This window comes from Pelosinus fermentans DSM 17108 (assembly GCF_000271485.2).
GTDB lineage: Bacteria > Bacillota > Negativicutes > DSM-13327 > DSM-13327 > Pelosinus > Pelosinus fermentans.
This window is the reverse complement of record NZ_AKVN02000001.1, coordinates 1,074,130-1,097,079: the sequence shown is the minus strand read 5'-3', so window position 1 is coordinate 1,097,079 and position 22,950 is coordinate 1,074,130. Positions and strand designations below refer to the sequence as shown.

The window sequence follows — 22,950 nt, the reverse complement described above, 5'->3', positions numbered from 1 at the left end:
CCTATCAGTTTTATTTAGATATCGTTTTTAACCTCTGAACAGCAGTATCAATACTTATATTTTCACTTACCATTTCCTCTATCACCTGAGTGTATAACGCTTCATTGAACCGACTCTCATTTTGCTGTACAAGACGGGTATCTGCTATTGTCTGTTTCTCTTCCGAAATCCAATAGCGTTCTTTAGAAAAGGGATATGTGGGCAAGCTGATTCTACGCGGCTTTTTCTCACCGTACAACTTATTCCAATCAACGTCTGTTCCTTTAACCCAACTGTCAGCAAGCTTCCTGTAGTCAGCACATTCCAGCCATTCTTCCATTTGTTCCTGACATTCTTCCGACAGAACTGTTATATTATCCTTTCTACGACTTACATGACCCCGGTAAAGATCTGTGACATCATCCACCTCTGCCAAGAAACTCCTTAGCTTTTCTTCGAGCTCATTGATTGATATTGCAATGACAGCCATTCTTTCATCCATGGCTTCTCTCCCAATCTGCAGAGTGTAAGCCACATCTTTCAAGTCAGCATCAACAAAACGCTGATTTTCAATCGCAGTCAAAAACTGCTGCAGCTGTACATTAAGCCTTTCTCTGTTTTTGGCTGAAAGTAAAATAAGTGAAGGAACTAGAAGAGTATTGGAAATTTTTGATTGCTCTGGTTCCTTAGAAATATATTCTTCTACCACCACATGGGCATTTGCTCCTCCTGCTCCAAAAGATGAAATGCCGGCTCGCCGCGGAATTTCCTGTCCCTGAAGCGTAGGACGCTTCCACTCTTCCGTTTTTTCTTGCACGCTGAAAGGAGTTTGAGCAAAGTCAATGTTAGGGTTTAAGCCTTTTCCATGCATTACATTCTTTACCAAGGTTTGATGCTTTAATTGCAGAATAACTTTTGTCATTTGCGCAATTCCTGCAGCTGCTTCTGCATGGCCAATATTTGATTTGACAGAGGACAGGGAACAAAATCCGGTCTCTTTCGTATACTTGCGAAAAACATCCGTCAATCCAGTTACCTCAATTGGATCCCCTAAAGCGGTTCCTGTACCATGCGCTTCCATGCAGCTGATACTTCGAGGATCAATCTGACTTTGGGTAAGAGCATGTTCAATGACCATGGATTGCGACACTGGATTTGGAACAGTGTATCCATTGGTTTTACCGGCATGACTGGCAGCACTCCCTTTAATCACGCCATAAATACTGTCATTATCTCTAATAGCCTCCTGCAGCGGCTTCAAGAAAATTGCTCCCACCCCTTCTGCAGGAACATAACCTGTACCTCCTTCACAAAATGCCCGACACCGCCCGTCAGACGCACTGAATTGACCTTTTGACAAGGTAATATACTTGCTCGGATGAAGAGACAAATTGACACCGCCTGCAATTGCCATACGCGACTGCCCGCTCCTAATACTTTCACAAGCCAGGTGAATCGCATAAAGCGATGAAGAACAGGCAGTATCAACAGTCAAACTAGGTCCAGTAAAGTTTAGTAAATAAGACACACGATTGGCAATCGAGAATATCTGACTATTGACGGCATACATCTTTTGATTGATATGCCGGGCAGCTTCTGCCATAAACAGCTGATAATTATTAAATGTTGCACCAACGAATACTCCGATTTGATTGCCATATCCATCTTTTTTCAAAGCGTCTCGGGTATATCCTGAATCCTCTAAACATTCCCAGGAAACTTCCAGAAATAATCTTTCATGAGGATCCATAAACATGGCATCTCTAGGAGAAATATTAAAAAATAAGGGATCAAAAGAATCTACATGCTCTAAAAATCCACCCCATTTACAATAACTAAGACCCTTTGCTACAGCCTTAACGCGGTCAGGTTCAAAAAAGCCCTCCAAGGGCCAGCGCTCAGGAGGAATCTCCTCAATACAATCCCTGCCTTCATATAAATTTTGCCAGAATTCATCCAGTGTCGCTGCTTTGGGATAGCGCCCAGCAACCCCAATAATTGCGACATCATAAACTGCTGCATTCTTTTCAGGCGCCTTATAGCCCTGGGAAGTTTTTACTTGCCGTAGTATTGAATTTGCAGTCTGCAATGCTTGAGCATTTGACACATTTTTTTGATGTTTAGGAATCAATGGGGCAATTATATCTGGATAGCTTTCTACAAAATAAGCTGCTAATGATTGAATCGTATTATATTTAAAAAATAAAGTTGCATCTAAATTTCCTACCCATTGCTGAATTTTTTGATTAAGTTGAGAAATCATGATGGAATCCAGACCTATATCTTCAAACAATGCCTCAGAATCAAGTCGGTCCGTGGAGATTTTTGTTACCTCTGCAATTAGTTTTTTAATATAATCTACAGAAGCCAGTGTCAAATCATTCCCATCAGCAACGCTAAATGCTTCCTTTGACCCATAATTCATTTCTAAATCCAGTTCGTTTTTTGGAATCCAATAGCTTTCTCTGGCGAAAGGATAGGTAGGAAGACTCATTCTCCGAGGTCTTGCCTCACCATACAGCTTAGTCCAGTCAAAAGATAATCCTTTAACCCACAGACTTAACAGCTTTGCATATTTTTTCTTACTGATCCAGGCGTCAATCGCCTTTGTCATATCTTCATCGATCACCAACAAAGCTAAGGTCTCTTTATGACGTTTGACCTGACCACGATATACATCCTCACTCTTTTCCTGACTGCTCACAAAGCTCTGCAGCTTTTCTTCCAGCTCCTTAATAGAACCTGCCATCACTGCCAAACGTTCCTCCATAGCTTCACGTCCTATTTGCAGCGTATAAGCCATGTCAGCTAAATGACAATCGGAAAATCCTTCTTCTTTAATCGCACGCAACAGCTGCTGTGCCTGCTCTTTCAGCCTCTCTTCATTCCTGGCTGACAATACAATCAATGCTGGATTGTGGTCATTAATTGGTATTGACTCTTGTTTGCGTCTTGGAGGGATATATTCTTCAATTACCACATGAGCATTCACACCGCCAAAACCAAAGGAACTCACTCCCCCTCGTCTTGGGATCTCTTTTCCCGTCTCATCCTGCAGGGATTTCCATTCCCTTTTTTCCTGGACAATATAAAAGGGACTGTCTGTAAGCTGTATATATGGATTCACCTTGTCGCAGTGAAGACTTTTCACCAGGGTTTTATGCTGCAGCTGCAGCAGCACTTTGATCACGCCCGCCACTCCTGCTGCAAGCTCTAAATGACCAATATTCGTCTTCACAGAACCTAAGCCACAATGACTATTTGTCACCTCAGCATCTCCTGTTGCTTCATACAATTCTTTAAATGCCGCCTTCAGTCCATTGATTTCGATAGGATCGCCAAGTTCAGTACCCGTTCCATGAGCCTCAATATAGGTAACGGTCCTAGGATCAATTCCTGCTTTTGTATACGCAGTTTCCAGCAGCTTGGCCTGTGCCTTGGGATTGGGTGCCGTTAAAGAATTGGCACGTCCTCCATGGTTTTCAGCAGTTCCTTTAATGATCCCGTAAATATGATCTCCGGCAGACTCTGCATCTTTTAGTTTCTTGAGGAGCAGCATTCCTGCTCCTTCACCCCGCACATAGCCATTCGCTTGATCGGAGAAGGTCTTGCAGCGTCCATCCTCTGCAAGCATGCCTGCTTTATTAAAACTGATATAAAGATCGGGTGTCACGAGCGTGTTGACACCCCCGGCAATTGCCATTTCGCAGGCACCGCTTTCCAGAGCCTGTACGGCCCGGTGGATGGCTACCAAGGAACTGGAGCATGCCGTTTCAATCGGTTCGCTGGGTCCATGAAGGTTTAGCAGATAACTCATCCGATTCGGACCTACTGACGGAACGATTCCCGTGGAAGAATAACCTTCAATTGCTACATTTGCCTTAGAAATCAGCCCATCATAACCGCTGCTCCCAGTCCCCACAAAAATTCCCGTTTCCGTTCCCGACAAATCCTGAGGGGAATATCCGGCATCTTCAATGACTTTCCAGACGTATGTCATTAAGAGACGCTGCTGAGGATCCATCAGTTCAGCTTCCCGGGGAGAAATCCCAAAGAACAAGGGATCAAACTCCTCTACACCATCAATGAAACCACCCCATTTGATATTGGTTTTATTGACTTCTTTAGCCGGATCGCCGTAATATTCCCGCCAATCCCATCGGCCGGAGGGAACTTCTGCAATGCAGTCCCTCCCTTCCAACAGGTTTTCCCAGAATTCATTTACATCTTTTGCTTTGGGGAATTTACCTGTCATTCCCACAATCGCAATAGGTTCAGAAGTATTTCCAATTGGCTTGGCTGCTGGCAATGCTTTTTGAATAAAACGGGATTTAATCCTATGAAATGTCTCTTCTTCAAATTTCTTTTCCACAACGTGTATACCAGACGCATCAGCTGGTATCGTAAACTGTGATGCAAAAAGGGTAAAATATTCTAACCTCAAATATTCTGCAAAGCTTTGAATGGTTGGGTATTCAAAGAATACGGTAGGAGTTAATTCCATTTTATAATCCTGGTTCAGCTTATTGGCAAACTCCGTAAATGTTATGGAATCAAAACCATATTCACTCAATTCTGTACTGATATCGATATCAGACAGCTTCACCTTAAGCAGCTGGGATACTGCCTGCATCAATGCATTTTCTATTTTGCCCAGCAGCTGGCTCGAATCAATCTGCCCATTGGCATCCGATTCTGAAGATATCTTTGCTTGGACAGGAATGGGGTTTGTAACTGCAAGCAGCTTCTGCCTCATTCGCATCATCTTGCCTTCCATTACCATTACCTGATTTTTCCCGTCGCCTATACTTTGATACAGCGCCTGGATACCGCTTGCTGTCTGCAGCGCAATCATACCCATACTGCGCATCATCATTTCTTTCGTTGCTTCATCAACACCCATTCCGCCATCTTGCCACAACGGCCAGTTCATGGAGAGCGTTTTCCCATGCCTCTGCTGCCGGGCAGCCAATTCATTGCGATATTCGGCATACGCATCCATAAAGGCATTGCCAGCAGCATAATCAGCCTGGCCTGCATTCCCCAGACTGCCGGCTATGGAGGAAAACAAGATAAAGACATCCAGCTTCATGTCCTTTGCAGCCTGATCCAGATTCACCAGCCCCAGCACCTTGGGCGACAGAACTTCCTGCATTTCTTCCTGTGTCTTTTTCAAGATAAAATTATCACGGATTACGCCGGCACAATGCAGAATACCATGCAAACCGCCAAATTCTTCCTGAATCTTTGCAATCAAACGACTCACGGCCTGCTGATCTGTTACATCTGCCTGCCGGTATTCCACCCGTGCCCCCAATGTCACAATTCCTTGCCATTTCGTCTGTATTTCTTGGGTGAGGGCAGATCGGCCTGTAAGGATTATGGTGGCCGATTTTGCCTGCCGGGCAATATCCTGAGCAAAACTAAGGCCCAGCCCTCCTGCTCCTCCTGTAATTAAATAGACTCCCTGGTCTTTCCAGGGAATCTTCACAGTATCTTGCGTATCTTTCATTTCCTTCCACTCAGCAACCCATCGTTTGCCATCCTGATAGCGAATATGACTGTTTATCGAGCTCATGCTGCTCTCTTTTTGCAGTTTCTCCGCCAATTGTTCCGTATCTTCTACCTCAATTACCTGTCCAATCAGTTTGGAGTTTTCTAGATGAGCCGTCTTCAACAGTCCGGAAAGACCGGAAAAGAGCCGCTGTTCCTGTTGACTGCAAATGACAAGCTGCAAGAGTACCTGCCCTTTGGGCTTGTTCTCCAGTATCTTTTTCACTTCCTGAAATACCTGCTCAGTATAAGACAGAAACCTTTCTTCGATGTTTTTCTGTTCGGCTTGTAAGGTAATGCAGCGTACTCCAGGCAGATGGTTTTCCAGATCTTCTTGAATACTTTCCTTCAGCTCGCAGAGCATTACCACATGCTGAAGATATGGGGAGGCAGTTGTTTCCACTATTGCCTGCTCCTCTTTCCAGACGGGCTGATATCGTAACATGCCGATCTGTTCCTTTGCCCCTGAATCGATTTCTCCTTCCAGGATTCTTGCAGAAAAGCCCTTCATGCGTACACAAACGGTTCCTTCTTCATTGCATAGATCAATATCCAGTTTCTGTACCTTATCTTCCCCTTTGCTGCCCGGGCTGTACCGTACTACTGCCCACATACTGGGGGTGCAGGCTTCCATTAATTCCAGTTCCTGCAGGGCAAAGGGCAGCGCAGGTTTAAGGCTGCCGGAGCCAATCATCAGACCCATGGATGCCTGCAGGGCGGAGTCCATTATACTGGGATGCAGGATAAACTGATCCTGCGTATCCAACAGAAAGGCAGGCAGCAGCAGTTTTGCCAGAACCTGATTGTCCCCAATGTACAATGTTTCAATTCCCTGATGCCCTGGTCCGTATTCCAGTCCCATCTTTCGCAATTGCTCATAGCATTGGCAGGAACTCAACATTCCACGACTGCACTGATTCCGTATCTGTTCTATCGGCAGCAACTGAACTTCACATGCCGGACGCAATAGGATAGTTCCCTGGCTGTGCACCACTGCTTCTTCAAGACTTTCATCCAAATGGCTGTAGATTTCATAGGCAATCTCCCCATTCTCTTCCGGGAAAAGTCCTATATGTACCTGAACAGCCTCTTCTCCTGCCAGCATTGGACGAGCCCAAACCACATGTTTCATCTGTATCCCAACGTTTTCTTTCCCGCTTCTTCCTGCCGCCTGCTGGGCTGCAGCCCGGGCCATTTCCAGATACGCTACCCCAGGCAGTATACGCTGCCCCTTCACCACATGATCTTTCAGGAAAAACTCTTCGCCCGTAAAACTGGAACTGAAACGCTGTTCTGAAAAATCCGATGTATTTTGCTGCAGCAGGGGATGAAGGACCAAGTTCTCCCTTTCGCAGCCTATGCTGACAAATGGACTCCCACTGCCTGATGTCCAATAGCTTTCTTTTGCAAAGGGATAGCCGGGCAGATGAAGACGGTTCGGTTTTTCTTCACCATATAGCTGCCGCCAGGCAAGGTCATATCCCTGGCAATAGAGATCTGCCAAAGCATGCAGTATCTCTTTATAGCGATTTATATCTGCCTGCTGGGAGAAGCTTTGCGCTAACAACTCTTGACCATATTCCTCGATCGCTTTCTGCCCTGTAAAATCCCGGGCTACTGTCCCTTTAAACAGATTGGGGAGTTTTTCTTTACTCCCCATCTGCTGCAGTACATAGATCCCATCTTCTTTGTCCTGCACTACCACCGCACAGCGATGGGCAAAGTGCTGACGCCCTTCCAGCAAGGTAAAGCTAATCTCCCCTAAGCTTTTTGCCTTTTCCGTTTCTAAGCAGACGATCATTTCTTTGCATTTTTCCTGCAGGCTCTCTTGGGTTTTGGCAGAAAAGGCCAGCAGATAGCAGGGGAATGGTTTTTGTACTTCTATCCTGTTCTCCGAATAGCTTTCCAGTACCATATGCACATTCGTACCGCTCATTCCAAAGGCACTTACCCCACCCATTCTCCTCTTTTCTTCCTGTTCAGGCCAAGCTTTGCTTTCTTTATTTACATAGAACGGACTTCCCGACCAATGAATGTATTCATTCTCTTCTTGAAAGTGAAGGCTGGCTGGTATGGTTTCATGACGAAATGCCTGAACCAGGCTAATTAAGCTCACCAGACCGGAAGCCGCCAGTGCATGTCCAAAGTTGGTCTTGGTCGACGTCAGGGCGCAGTAGCCCTGCTTTTTCGTATAGTCTTTAAATGCATCATACAGAGCATTGACTTCAATGGGATCTCCTAATTTCGTCCCCGTCCCATGAGTGACAATGTATTCAAGGTCTTCGGGGTTTATCTGGTACTGATCATACACCGATTTTAGAAGCTTCGTTTGGGAAGCACCACTGGGAGCGGTGATTCCATTGGTTTTTCCGTCATAGTTAATACCGCTTCCTTTGATTACGGCATAGATCGGATCTTTATCTGCCTTTGCCTGGGACAGGCGTTTTAGTACCACTACCGCAACCGCTTCCGCTGGAACCATCCCATTGGCTCTTTTATCAAAGGCAAAGCACTTCCCATCCTCTGACAGCATACCCGCTTCACTCATTCCTTGAAACATCTGCGGTGTCAGCAGCAGATTCACGCCGGCCGCCAGGGCGGTGTCACATTCTTGCTGGCGGATGCTTTGGCAGGCTTGATGTACTGCCACTAAGCCGGAGGAGCAGGCCGTATTAATTGCCATATTCGGTCCGCTTAGGTTTAGGAAATAGGCTAAGCGGGCCGATAAAACGGCATTATGATTGGACGTAATGCTGCTCTTTTCTTTGAGCAGCAAGCGATAATCCCCTTCTTCCACTCCCACAAACATACCGATTTTACTCTTTTGGATCTGGGAGCTTCCATAGCCTGCATCTTCTAAGGCCTTCCATGATTCCTGCAGCAGCAGCCGCTGTCTGGGGTCCATGCTTTCGGCTTCCCGGGGGGATATCTCAAAGAACAGCGGGTCAAATTCACTGACTCCCGGAATGGCACCGTATTGATATGGACTTTTCCCTTTTCCTGAGAAGCGGTCTGCCGGAAAGTCTTGGATTACGTCTTTGCCTGCGGCAAGAATCTGCCACATTTCATCTACGGTTCTGGCTTCCGGGAAGCGGCCGCTCATTCCAATGATGGCAATGGGTTCCTGCCCCTGTATCTGTTGAGAAGCTGGTTTCTTTATAAATCTGAATTGCGTGGCTGCCTGGCGTTTGGAGGTTAAGGTAACTGCCGGAATTTGCTGCGGGTTTATAACCAGCTTTGCATGCGTCTCTTGATAGAAAAGCTGCAGCATGTCTTGATGTTCCTTCAAATAATATTGTGTTAACCGCTCAAGGGTTGAATACCCGAAAAATATAGCAGGAGTCACTTCTATTCCATAATGATGAGTTAACAAGTTTGAGAATTGAGTTAAAGCAATGGAATCAAAACCAAACTCTGCCAGATTTTCATCCCGCTCCAACTTGTCCCGCGGAATTTTCAGCAGCTGGCTGGCTTGTTCTTTCAGATCCCATTCAATGCATTGCTCCAGGGTAAATCCCTTCATTTCGGCTCGTCTTCCCGGGCGGCCAGACATAGAAGCAGTCGCCGCTGATACAACAGGCTGTTCTTGTGATGACAGCCTTAAAAAGCGCTGTACCCGGCTGCGCTCTCCAACTACGATTAAATGCTGGGCTTTGTTTTGCGTTAACAATTGATCAAATATCCCAACGCCTTCTTCCGCTTCTAAAAAACGCTGTCCGCTGGATTTTAAATAGAGCTTGCTGTTCTCTTCCTCACCGACTCCCATTCCCCCATCCTTCCATAAAGGCCAGTTTATCACCAGACTCTTGCCATATGCCTTTCCCTCCAGCTGTTTTTCCTGCCGATAGTGAGCATACGCCATCTGAAAACGGTTGCCGATGGCATAGTCACAAGAACCAAAATCCCCTAGGATGGCCGATGAAGAGGAAAAATAGCACATAAAATGAAGCGCCTCTTCCTGAAGCACTTCATCCAGCACCAGAGTGCCTTTAATTTTCGGTTCGATTATCTTGCTGAATCCTGCCAGGTCTTTTTCAAATAGACTTTGGCTGCCTGCCAGACCCGCTGCATGAATCACTCCATGGATCTTGCCATATTTTGCTTTCGCCTCTCCCAAAGCCCTCTTCATACTGCTTACATCGCAGCTGTCTGCCTGCAGGTATAGGGCATGGCTGCCTAGTGCTTCTAATTCCCGGATTTTTGCCTGCTTTTCCTCATCCAGGGCTGATCTGCCTGTTAGGATTAGATTCGCCCCATGGGTTTTGGCAAAGTGCCTGGCAAATAGAAAGCCCAGTCCTCCGCACCCTCCTGTTATGAGATAGGTTCCTCCTGCCTGTAAAAGGCTGCTGCCTGTCTCTAGAAACGTTTCCTGAACCTGGTATACATAGCGTTTTCCCCCTTGGTAGAAAACGCTTTGGAGTTTCTCGGTCTCCAGTTCTGACCAGAGTTTGGTCAGCCAATCTTCCATAGTCGATTTTGCATCTGGCCCGCTGCTCTTTTGATACATCACAGCTACTTGCGTATTGGGCAGAACAAGCCCTAAAGAGCGCTCAAAACCAATCCAGGAATCCAGATAGCAGCGTTCCAGCCCTGTTTCAAACTGTGCTCCCAGCAAGACTCGCCTGGCTTTTAGTTTTACGGCAGCAATACTTTGCAGCAGATACACAATGACGGAATAGTCTTCAATACATGTGGCATCTTCTATTGGCCACAGATACAGCATCCCGTCTATCTCGCCGTACTCCTCCCGGATGCTTTGAAATGCCTGTTCATAGCTAGAAGGATCTTTGCGGGAAATGGAATAAATGGTATGGGAGGATGCTGTATGATTTGGATGTTGAGAGATGAAGAGTATTTTTGTTTGCGGATCAAGGGTTTGAAGCTCTTCTGCTGCCTTGTTTTGATTTTCTGCATTGGACAGAAAACAAACCAGTGTTCTGATCTTAACCGGCCCATGATTTGGCAAAGTTTTCTCCTGCCAGACTTCTTCAAATGTCATCATTTCAATAGCTTCCTTTCTGTATTCTCCTGTATTTTGATGCCTTTCATCCGAATACAAATCTTCCCTTGTTCATTCAATAAGCTGATATCAAACGCAGGAAATTTATCCTGGGTTTCACTGCCATTAGGATTACGAATTAGAGCCCACATTGTAAGATCCGGCGGGCAAAGGATCTCGATTTCTTGTAATGCAAGGAGAGCATACATGCTTTCATTACCAAATCCATCCATTAGAGCCATTGCTGCCTGCAAGGCAGCATCCATTAAAACAGGATGCAGGATAAACTGATGCTGTGTATCTGCAAGAGAGGACGGCAAAGTCAGTTTTGCTAGTGCCTGTCCTACTCCTGCGTACACCTTTTCAATCCCTTTATACTCTGTCTTATAGATACGCTCTAACCTCTCATAAATTTGAACAGATGTAAGGATCGTCTGGCAGCACTCCTTTTGCAATGCTTCAATATCTAATGCTGGAGATTCTTCAGCGGAAAATAATTCTGCACTTCCCTGGCTGTAAACTTGCAGCTTTGCATCAGACTTTTCATTCTCACTATAAATTTCGTAAGAAATTTCTCCATTATCTTCAGGACAAAGTCCGATATATAGCTGAATCCCCTGCTCGCCGATTGCATCCGGGCTGGCCCAAACCACATTTTTCAGCCGTATTTCATTTCTGTCTTTATAAAAAGATCCCGCCGAATGGGAGATTGCTGCTCGCGCTATTTCAAGATAAGCAACTGCTGTCAAAGACCTATGATCATTCACAGCAGTATGATTTATAAAAAATTCTTGTCCCATAAAGTTTGAGATAAACCGCTGTTCAGAAAAATCAGAGATATTTTGATGCAGCAGCGGATGCAGAACGGTTGCAGATGTTAAACCAGAAGCAGATTTAGCCCCACTGGATACCCAATAACGTTCCTTGGCAAATGGATATGTAGGCAGACTGACTCTTCGAGGCTTTGCCTCACCATAAAGCTTATTCCAGTCAAAAGACAGTCCCTTCGTCCATAAATTTAAAATCTTGGTATACTTTCTTTTGGCTGCCCAAATACCAATGATTTGTTCAAAATCTTCATCAGCTGTAAAAACAGCGACAGTATCTTTATTGCGCTTGACCTGTCCGCGATATACGTCCTTATTATTTTCCGGCTCTTTTAAGAAGCTTCTTAAATTCTCCTTAAGTTGTGCAATGGATTCCGCCATCACTGCCAAGCGTTCCTCCATAGCTTCTCGTCCTACCTGAAGGGTATACGCTATATCAGCCAGGTGATGATCCTCAAAATGCTGTTCCTCCATCGTGACCAAGAGCTGCTGCACCTGTTCTTTCAGCCGCTCTTCATTCTTGGCTGACAATACAATCAGTACCGGATTCTGAGCATTGACCGGAATTGGATTCGTGTTCTGCTCTTTGGAGATATATTCTTCAATTACCACATGAGCATTTACACCGCCAAAACCAAAGGAACTCACTCCGCCCCGTCTTGGAATTTCTTTTCCTGCTGCGTCCTGCAGGGCTTTCCATTCTGTCTGTTCCTGCACAATGTAAAACGGGCTCCCTGCAAGCCGTATGTATGGATTTATCGTATCGCAATGAAGACTTTTCACCAGAGTTTTATGTTTTAGCTGCAGCAGCACTTTGATCACGCCTGCTACTCCTGCTGCCAGCTCCAAATGACCAATATTGGTCTTCACTGAACCTAAACCGCAATGCCTGCTTGTCACTGCAGCCTCTCCTGTTGCTTGGTACAATTCCTTAAAAGCTGCTTTCAGTCCATTGATTTCAATAGGATCGCCAAGCTCAGTGCCCGTTCCATGGGCTTCAATATAGGTAACGGTCCTGGGATCAATTCCTGCTTTTGTATATGCAGTTTCCAGCAGCTTGGCCTGTGCCTTGGGATTGGGAGCCGTCAAAGAATTAGCGTGCCCTCCATGATTCTCAGCAGTTCCTTTAACAATCCCATAAATATGGTCTCCGGCTGCCTCCGCATCTTTTAGCTTCTTTAGAAACAGCATTCCCACTCCTTCGCCTCGTACATAACCGTTGGCTTGGTCGGAGAAGGTCTTGCAGCGTCCATCCTCTGAGAGCATACCTGCTTTATTAAAGCTGATATGATTCTCCGGTGTTACCATTGTATTAATGCCACCGGCAATCGCCATCTCACAGGCTCCATTTTCTATCGCAGTTACAGCCCGATGAATCGCTACTAAGGAACTTGAACAAGCCGTTTCAATCGGTTCGCTGGGCCCATGGATATTTAAGAAATAACTCATCCGATTCGGCCCTACCGACGGCAGCGTACCTGTGGAAGAATATCCTTCAAGTGCTGTATTAGAAAGCGATAGTAAGCCGCTATAGCCGCTGCAGCTTGCAGTCCCTACGAAAATTCCTGTTTGCGTGCCAGAAAGACTTTGAGCCGAGTAACCGGCATCTTCTATTGCCTTCCAGGCATAAGTCATTAACAGGCGCTGCTGCGGATCCATTAATTCAGCTTCTCGTGGAGAAATTCCAAAGAATAAAGGGTCAAACTCCTCTATGCCATCAATAAATCCTCCCCACTTAATGTTAGTCTTATTGATGTCTTTTACAGGATCACCATAATACTCCCGCCAATCCCAGCGACTTTTAGGAATCTCTGTAATACAATCCTTATTCTCCAGAAGATTCTTCCAAAGTTCATTCATATCTTTAGCCATGGGGAATATGCCACTGACCCCAACTATTGCAATGGCTTCCTGATCCTTTTCATCCACTTTGGACAACGTCAGGGGCATTGTCCTTATAAATCGAGAATAGCTTTTCGTATGCAGGCCCTCTGTGGGCACATGTATCGTGGTTTGTTCAACATTCACAGCTGCTGCAAATTGTGATACCAGCAGAGTGCGATACTCTTTAGTGAGATATTCTGCAAAACTTTGAATGGTAGAATATTCAAAGAATACAGCAGGAGTTAATTCAAATTTATATTCCTGGTTCAGTAGATTAGCAAATTCAGTATACATAATGGAGTCAAATCCATATTCATTTAGTTCCGTATTCCTGTCTATATCATTGGCTCTAACTTTGAGCAATCCCGATACGACTTGGATTAAAATCATCTGTATATTCTCTAGCAGACTGCCATTATCAATGACTTTAGGTGAAATGAGATCTGTATCCTTTTGCGCTGCTAATTGTGATGAAAATACAGCTTGGTAACTTTCGAGCAAGTACTCAGCAAAACGATGGAGAGTTGGATATTCAAAAAATATAACAGGTGTTAATTCAAGCTTATACTCTTGGTTGAGCTGATTTGCAAATTCAGTGAATGTAATGGAGTCAAAACCATATTCATTCAATTCCGTGTTGCTATCTATTTCTTCTATCCTGACCTTAAGCAGCTTGGATGTCATTTGTATTAAAAGTGACTGGATTATGTCCAGCAGATTACTGCCATAAGCCGCTTCCGTAAAAGTTGATGCTGCAATGATTTTATCAGGCTGGGAGAGCTGTGCTGTTAAAAGCAGCTTTTCCTGTATTCGCCCTGGATCGCCTGTCATTACCAGCACTTGATCCTTATCTGTATTCATCCCTAAATAGAATAATCTTAGACCGCTGGCAGTAGGCATGGCTGCCATACCCATATTTCGTATCATTTTTTCGATTGCTTCATTAACATTCATCCCGCCCGCTTGCCATAAAGGCCAATTTATGGCAAGCGTCTGACCCTGCCGCTGTTTTGCTGCAGCCAGAGCATTACGATATCCGGCATATGCATTCATAAAGTCATTGGCCACAGCATAATCAGCCTGTCCCACATTGCCCAGACTTCCTGATATAGAGGAAAACAGAATGAAAAAATCCAGCTTCATATTTCTAGTGGCATGATCCAGATACACTAGCCCTGAAACCTTCGGAGCCAAAACTTCCTGTATTTCTTCTTTCGTCTTTTTTATAATAAAATTATCCCGGATTACTCCTGCAGCATGAATAATGCCATGAAGATCACCAAATTGCTCCTGAATGGTTTGGATCAATCTGATAACCCCTTTCTTATCCGTTATGTCGGCCTGCCTGTATTCGATCTTAGCCCCCAATTCCACCAATCTCTTCAGTTTTTCACGCTTTTCTTCATTAAGGGCAGATCGGCCAGTTAAAATAATGACCGGATTCTTAACTTGCTGTGCAATCTCTTGAGCGAATAGTAACCCTAGGCCTCCTGCACCTCCTGTGATCAAATAGATTCCCTGCTCTTTCCATGGAGTTGGTAAAACCTCCAGGGAGCTTTCTATTTCCCTCCAAACAGCAACCCGGCGTTTCCCATTCAGATATTGAATTCTCCTATCCATCGGGCATCGACTATTCTCTGCCAGCTTTTCCGAAAGTCTTTCCCAAGACTCCCCTAATTCCACTTCAATCAATTGTCCCCATACCTTGGGATTTTCAAGATGAGCTGTTTTTATTAAGGCAAAAAGTGCAGAAAAGAGCTGCTGCTCTTCTTGTATTGAGATGATAATTTGGATTAAAACATTGTTTCTAGGCTTGCTTCTAAGTACATTTTGAATTTCATCAAATACTTGAAATACATAGGATTGAAACCGCTCCTCTACCTGCTCCTGATTCGACTGTAAAATAAGGTAACGATTGCTGTTCATCTTTTCCTTGATTTTTTCCTTAACCATTTCATCTGGTTCACAAAAGATTACGATCTGCTGCGTATCATCCGGGAAAGCAGCTTCTGCATTGGCATCTTTTACTATCCAGCTGGAATGGAACATCAGCGTTTCCAGAACCGCTGATGATTCCTTCTGAATATTATCTTTCTCCATTACTCTGGCGGAGAAGCCTTTTAATCGTACACAAATTCCTCCCAGCTCATCGCATACATCAATATCTAATTTTTGTATTTTATCGCCTGGTTTACTGCCGTTACTATAACGGACATGAGCCCACATAGCAGAAGTGCATTTCTGAAAAATCTCAATCTCTTGTAAGGCAAAGGGTACAATTGGTTTTGAAGGCTCTATTTCGCCATAGCTCATGATTAAGCCAATTGATGCTTGTAAGGCTGAATCCATTATGCTGGGATGCATGATAAACTCTTCCTGCATATCACGAACATACGATGGCATAGAGATCTTTGCCAGAACCTGATATTCTCCCACATAGATTTCCCTGATGCCCTGATGTCCTGGTCCATAATCAATTCCCATCGTCCTGTAAGCTTCATAGCACTGACCAGATGAAATAGTGCCATGACTGCATTGTCTCTGTAAGGCTTGCAGATCTAATGCGGAAGGTTCGGTAACCGGACTCAGTACAGCACGCCCCTGACTATGTACGGTTGCTGCAGTGCCGCCTAAGGCTGACTGACTATATATTTCATAATTGATATCTCCATTTTCTTCCGGCAAGAGCCTGATTTGTACCTGCAATTCTATATCTCCCACAATCATCGGACGAATCCAAGTCACATTCTTGATCTTAATACTATTCTGTTTCTCTTTCATACCTGAAGCCAGTACGACTGCCGCATGAGCAATTTCAAGGTAAGCAACTCCTGGCAGCACCCGCTGCCCCTTAACAATATGATCCTTAAGAAAAAATTCATTCCCTGAAAAGACTGAACTAAAACGCTGTTCAAAAAAGTCAGAGGTATTTTGGTGCAGCAAAGGATGAAGCCGGCCTGGCTGTACTTCAGATTTACTTACCAGTACATTTTTATTGATAGGCAGCCAATGGCGCTCCCTGGCAAAAGGATATGATGGCAGGCTGATTCGTGCGGGCTTCGAATGGCTGTATAGCAAACTCCAATCTACCGCTGCTCCCCCAATCCAAAGATGAGCCAATTTCTTATATTCCTTTTGTCTTATGATCGCTGCAAGAAACTCTTTGCCGTTGCTTCCTTCAAGCAGGGCTGAAATGTTCTTTGTTTCCAGTCCGCCGGCTCCTGTATAGACTTGTGTTATTTCTTTTTCATCGGCACAGTACTGTCTTAGCTTCTCAGTCAGCTCTTTTATATTAGAAGCGACGATGGCAAGTCGTTTATTCATAGCCTCGCGCCCCATCTGCAAGGTATACATCATATCAGTAAAAAGAGTCCCTATCCATTCTCCTTTTTCTTCACGTGCTGCAAATTCTTCTAAAAATGCAAGCATATCGGCAGCATATGCTCTAAGCCTGTCCTCACTCTTGGCAGAAAGCAGAAAAACATTGGGAATGTTATCGTTTATTTCAGCATTTGTTTTCGTACTGCAATATTCCTCTAGAACAACATGTGCATTGGAGCCGCCAAAGCCAAAAGAACTCACACCGGCTCTCCTTGGTACGGTTTGCCCTGCACTATCCCTTATCCGTTTCCATTCCTGTGTCTCAGCTGCAATATAAAACGGCGTTCCTTCTAAGTTGATGTACGGATTTTGTTCTTTAAAATGAATCATTCCAGGCAGGACGCCTTTTTGCATTGCCAGTACTATTTTTAGCAGCCCTGCGACACCGGCACCAGCCTCCAAATGTCCTATATTGCTCTTTACGGATCCAAGACCGCAGTACTTTTCAGCTCCTATCCTTCCCCACTTTTTACCCAATTCTTCAAAGGCCATCTTTATGCCGTTAATTTCAATTGGATCTCCCAAGCTAGTCCCTGTCCCGTGGGCTTCAATATAGGTTACTGTCGATGGATCGATTTGTGCCTCACTGTAAGCACTGATAAGCAAATCGGCTTGTGCATTAGGATTCGGAGCCGTTAATGAATTTGTCCTTCCTCCATGGTTTTCAGAAGAACCTTTAATAACTGCATGGATATTGTCACCATCCTCAATGGCTTTGCTGAGAGGCTTTAAAATGAGTACTCCTGCCCCTTCCCCTCTTACATAGCCATTTGCCTGGCTGTCAAAGGTTTTGCACCGCCCATCCACACTAAGCATTCCATTGATCCCCAGAGCAGTATGCATGAAAGGATTCAATATAACATTAACGCCGCCAGCAATTGCCATGTCGCAATCACCATGTTGTATCGCGGCCACAGCTCTATGGATTGCTACTAAAGAACTTGAGCATGCGGTATCAATGGTTGCACTGGCTCCTTGAAGATTCAATAAATAAGAAACCCTGTTTGCAATCACACAGTTGATATTCCCTGAAATGGTATACGAATCAGCCTCAAGTCCGGAACATAACATCATATCCCAATAATCTGAACTTACTGCTCCAACATATACGCCAGTCTTAGTACCAGAGAATTCTGATGCCTTATAGCCCGCAATCTCAATTGCTTTCCATACCGTTTCAAGAAATATGCGCTGCTGAGGATCCATCTGCTCAGCTTCACGGGGTGAGATATTAAAGAATGCTGCATCAAATTTATCAACATCTTCTAAAAAACCTCCCCACTTTGCAAAAGGAATCTTCTTTTCCTCTGCGATTTTAGCATAATAATGATTGGAATCCCAACGCTCCCAAGGTATTGGGGTAATCAAATCTCTCTTATTTACAATATGATCCCAGAAAGTATCCAAATCAGGGGCTTGAGGAAATGTACCTCCTATACCAATGATTGCTACGGGCTCTTTTTTCCATTTCCTCTGATCTGAATCGAATTCAAAAGCTGCTTCATGCGCTGAATCGGCTGCTTCAACTTTACTTTTGGAAAGTGAATCCTGTATCCCTTTCGACTCTTTGCCATAATGCCTGTCAAGTTCCTCCTGATAAGCCCTTGACATGTAGTCAATTAGTTTATTAACGGTTTCATAAGTATAAAACTGGGCAGGAGTAACCGATATGTTATATGCATCTTTGATTCTTTTACTTAGTACGGTAAAGCGGATTGAGTCAAAACCATATTCACCCATGGGAATTTCAGCATGAATCTCCTCAGCCGAAATTTTAACTACTCCTGCAATGATCTTAGTCAGGTCCTCTGCAAAATGACCTGCAGCCTTCGGCGCCTCTTCTTTCCATTCAAGAGTCTTTATGCTGTCATTAGCAGGGACGTATATATGATGATTCATTTCTTTATAGCCATACTTCTCTATCAGCTGAAAGTCAGGGACAGCTGTCAGCACTTTTCTATCTACTTTCAAATTAAGAGTCAAGGGTAACATCTCCAGATACACAAAGGAGGCAGGAATCATATAATCGGGAAGGAATTCTCTCATTGCTTCCCTAAGCTTGCTTCCTGCGATAATATCTTGGAATTTACCTGGCACCATAAATGCAGCTAAGCTTTTATATCCTGTGCTGTCTTCTTTCATTACGACTACTGCCTGCTTGACATGAAGTTGTTTTTGTAAGACTGCCTCAATTTCACCAAGCTCAATCCTGAATCCTCTCAACTTCACTTGATTATCGATTCTTCCTAAACAAACTACTCTGCCATCCGGTAAATACGTAGCACAATCTCCAGTTCGATACATTTTTAATTGTAAATCCGCAGCAAATGGATTCAAAATAAATTTCTCACTGGTCAATTCCGGACGATTCAAATATCCTTTTGCTAACCCGTCACCGCCAATACACAGTTCCCCTTCCACTCCATCAGGTACTGGATTTAGATGCTCATCTACTATATAAAATTGAGTATTTCCAATAGGATATCCGATCGTTATTTCTTCCCCAAAATTGATTTTGGAAACAGAAGACCAAATTGTCGTTTCTGTCGGTCCATACATATTCCAAACTTCATTACTTCTGTCTAAGAGCTTTTGTGCTAATTGTCTGCTTAACGCTTCTCCGCCGCATAATATCTTAATCGATGTTCTTTTATCCCAGCCAGCCTCTAGAAGCATCTCCCATGTTGCAGGCGTAGCCTGAACAACAGTAGCCCATTCCTTCTCAATCCGTTCTTTTAGTGCAAATCCATCTCGGGCGATTTCTGTAGGCAATATTTCAACCTGCCCTCCAGTAATAAGAGGCAAATATAACTCAAGACCTGCAATATCAAAGCAGATTGTCGTTAACGCCAGAACTCGGTCTTCTTTTGTAAAACCTGGACACTTCGCCATCGCACAAAGAAAATTTGTCAATCCCCTCTGGGTTACTTCCACACCTTTTGGCTTTCCCGTTGAACCTGATGTAAAAATAACATATGCCGAATCCTCAGGTCTGATAGTCTTGCTCGCATAAGAGTAATATTTCCGCGAAGAGCTTTTGCCGCTATTCTTAGATATTTCCTCCCAGTCTGTATCCAGACAAATGATCCTGGCATTGCTGCCAGGTAGCTTATGCTTGATCTCATTCTGTGTCAGAACCATTTTAATATCTGCATCTTCAATCATGTGCAAAATTCTTTCTCCAGGATAAAGGGGATCAATCGGCACATAGGTTCCTCCCGCTTTCAATACGCCCAGTAATCCCACCAGCATATCCAATGATCGTTCCATAAAAATCCCTACCAAGTTCCCTCTGCCTACCCCAACTCGATTTAAAAAGGAAGCAAGACGTGATGCTTTTTCTTCTAATTCCATACACGTCAGACTTTCATCCCTGTACAGTACAGCAATTTTTTCCGGTGATTGCTTAACTCTCTCTTTAAATAATTCATGCATGCACTTATCTCTTGGATATTCAGCAACTGTATGATTTCTCTCATATATTGCTTTGTGAAATTCAGCATCTGTCAAGGCAGTCAATTTACTTATGGGAGCATCTGGCGTGGCAGCAGCTCGCGCCATACATGCTGCAAGCCGATTCGTACCGTTAACAGCTTTTGTTGTTGTTAACAGCGCCTCATTAAAAACAATCCGCCAAGTATTGCCCATTTCTGGCACAATTAATGAAATGCCGTACCTATTGCAGGCCTGCTGAGAATAATCCGTAAGCTCTTTTACATATTCCACTGTGAATGACAGCAATTTTTTTTCATGTACAACAGAATTCGCCTTCAGTTGAGGAGTTCGAACAATAAGATCATGAAGAAAAGTCTGGTGCTCCTTTACAGATTGTATTTCTGCCCTTGCAATATCACAAATATCTCTAAAAGTAAAAGTATCATTCAATTCCAACTCCACGGGCACATGGACAGCAAACAGCGTATCCACGCCTTGAAAATCGGCTCTTAATTCCTGGTATCCAAGAAAAATTTGAACACTGTTTGTCTTGCATTCTTTGGATAAAAACGTACTAATGGCAGCTAAACAACTTGCCAATCGACTGCCGTAATCCTGCTCTGCATAAGTGATAAACCCTTCCGCTATTGTAAAATCTACGAAGGAATTATGAATGCTATCTATGTCCTCTGCATTTTGAATAGCACCTGGCCAGATAGCAGCATCCATTTTTGACAATTTTTTAATCCAATAGTCTTCGAATCGGCTTATTTCCTTATGCAATGCTGTAATTCTCGTACTTGTTTTCCTAGCAATTCCAGGCAATAAGCCTCCTGCCTTTAAATGATATTTTTTTATGCAATCAGAAATTGGCCATTGGGCTCCATGAATAGATCTGATTGAACGTATCTCAATATCATTGCTTACCGTCGCCACTGTAAAGTTCAAATCTGTAATAGCAACAATCGTTCCAGGCTTTGCATCTGATTTATTTTTGGTAACAAAAATCTGGTCAACAATAATATATTCATCATTCACTGCCAACTTGGCAATTCCAAGTTGATTCTGATATTTTCCAAATTGCAGCGCTCTTACAACTGCATCCATTTCCTCAGCAGAAGAGCCCCATGATAAAACACATCCGGCAGGAGGATGCTGATATTTTCCATAATACGTTCGACGATTTAAATCTTGAAAGGTTAGTGAATAGCTGCCCTTAGCCAGTTCCTCTACCAGATCCCTAAAAGATTCCAACCCCGCCTTATAACATTTCACATTTAAAGAATGTGCTGTCTCCCCCTCTTCGACTGGTATTATCATTTGTTTTAGAATATTTCCTTTATCAACCGCAGAGACCATTTCGTGCCAGGTGATTCCATGCTGTTTCTCCTGATTCATTATAGCCCAAGAAGTCGCGTGTATCCCCGCATATTCGGGCAATAATGCATCATGAAAATTTATCGCCATTTTTTGCGGCAATGCAAGTATGTTTCTGGGTATTAGGCTAAGATAAACGATGCTAAATAAATAATCAAAAGGCTTTTGTTTTAAGAAATCCCCATAATCGCTGTCATGATCTGCACATGTTATTCCTTTGTCTTCAGCCCATTCCCGAATGGAAGGATTGGAAGAAATAACTCCGTAAATATCATGACCGGAATCAATTATGAGTTCCCCGCAAGCAGTAAGTAATGCCCCGTCACCAATAATATAGCAGCTGAATTTACCGTCATTACCCATACGATCCCTCTCCTCAATCGATTTTCTTTGACTGATCGTCATTTCGTACTATCCTACGTGTTTAGAAAACAGTTATAACCTGCCGGCTTTCAGCCAGGCAGGTTATAACTGCAAAAAATTCCTTATATTACGTCCTCATATTTTAAGCCAAGTCTGCTAAGGGCATCCTCAACATATTCCATGGGAATTGGTGCATTAATAATATGAAGTGCCCTCTCTCTGCTCAATTCACCTTTGCGGATGAGAGTGCTTAGTTCAGTCTCATGCTGTGAATAACCAAAGTTTTTTACTGCTAAATGCTGAGACACGTAGTTAAAAAAGCAATTTGTTGAATCTGCCGGCCAACTCTTCTTAGGAAATCTGACGTTAAATTCCCGGGTAAGAAATTTAATTATGCTTTCATCATCATATTTCATATATTGAAAAGGGTTTATTTGAACCATAGATTCAAACGTCTCATATAGATATAGCGCATGGTCATCTAAAATAGATAAGATATCTTTAAAATCAGGTTCTTTGCTAAGTTCATCATGAATACTTTTATCAGATATATCAAATAACCAGTATAACTCCGTATTCTTAACATACTCCTGTCCTTTAGTGTATCCCCCCAGGATTAAGTTTATCCCGTGTTTGGATGCTATATCCCTGACATACACATCAAGCAATTCATGACAGGGCCTGCAATAATATATGGGCTTCTTCGATTTCAAAAGGTAGATTAAGAAATCTTTAATTTCACCTGGCTTATAAACAATGAGATCTACTCCTAATTTACTGGTAACAGTCTGTATATTATAGTACATTTCTTCAAGAGCAAACCCGTTATCAATAAAAATTGCCAATGGATTCAATCCTAATTCTTTTTTAGCCAGATATAAGGTCATCGTACTATCCTTACCGCCGGAAAGCCCCACTGCACAATCATATTTCCCAGTATTTTTGGATCTGGATTTTTCTATTTTAGCTTTTAACACTTCAAAATTTTTGTCTTGGCTGCTGCTGGTATCCTCATCCTTCCTGTCTTTCTGCTGATTGCAGATATTGCATACCCCTTTTTCATCTAAAACAACATGGGGATTTGTTTCCGGCATTATACATTTGTCACAGCGTATCATAAAAAGAACCTCCTCTTATTCTTCTGCTCTCTCT

At 43.6% G+C, this 22,950-nt stretch carries 3 protein-coding genes; all 3 read right to left on the bottom strand.

Translation table 11 applies throughout. The features are described 5' to 3' along the window. Nucleotides 1-10 precede the first annotated feature (10 nt). The 3 genes from FR7_RS04930 to FR7_RS04920 all read right to left on the bottom strand — a co-directional run bounded on the left by FR7_RS04930 (nucleotide 11) and on the right by FR7_RS04920 (nucleotide 22,916). Nucleotides 11-10,534 carry an SDR family NAD(P)-dependent oxidoreductase gene (locus FR7_RS04930; RefSeq protein WP_064448903.1) on the bottom strand — a complete coding sequence of 3,508 codons (10,524 nt, stop codon included), beginning with the start codon at nucleotides 10,532-10,534 and terminating at the stop codon, nucleotides 11-13. Beyond that, complete coding sequence (locus tag FR7_RS04925; RefSeq protein WP_007952411.1) at nucleotides 10,531-21,798, bottom strand: amino acid adenylation domain-containing protein; 11,268 nt, start codon at nucleotides 21,796-21,798, stop codon at nucleotides 10,531-10,533. The genes FR7_RS04930 and FR7_RS04925 overlap by 4 nt, the downstream gene beginning before the upstream one ends. Nucleotides 21,799-21,920: 122 nt before the next feature. Next, complete coding sequence (locus FR7_RS04920; RefSeq protein ID WP_007930405.1) at nucleotides 21,921-22,916, bottom strand: phosphoadenosine phosphosulfate reductase domain-containing protein; 996 nt, start codon at nucleotides 22,914-22,916, stop codon at nucleotides 21,921-21,923. Nucleotides 22,917-22,950 lie beyond the last annotated feature (34 nt).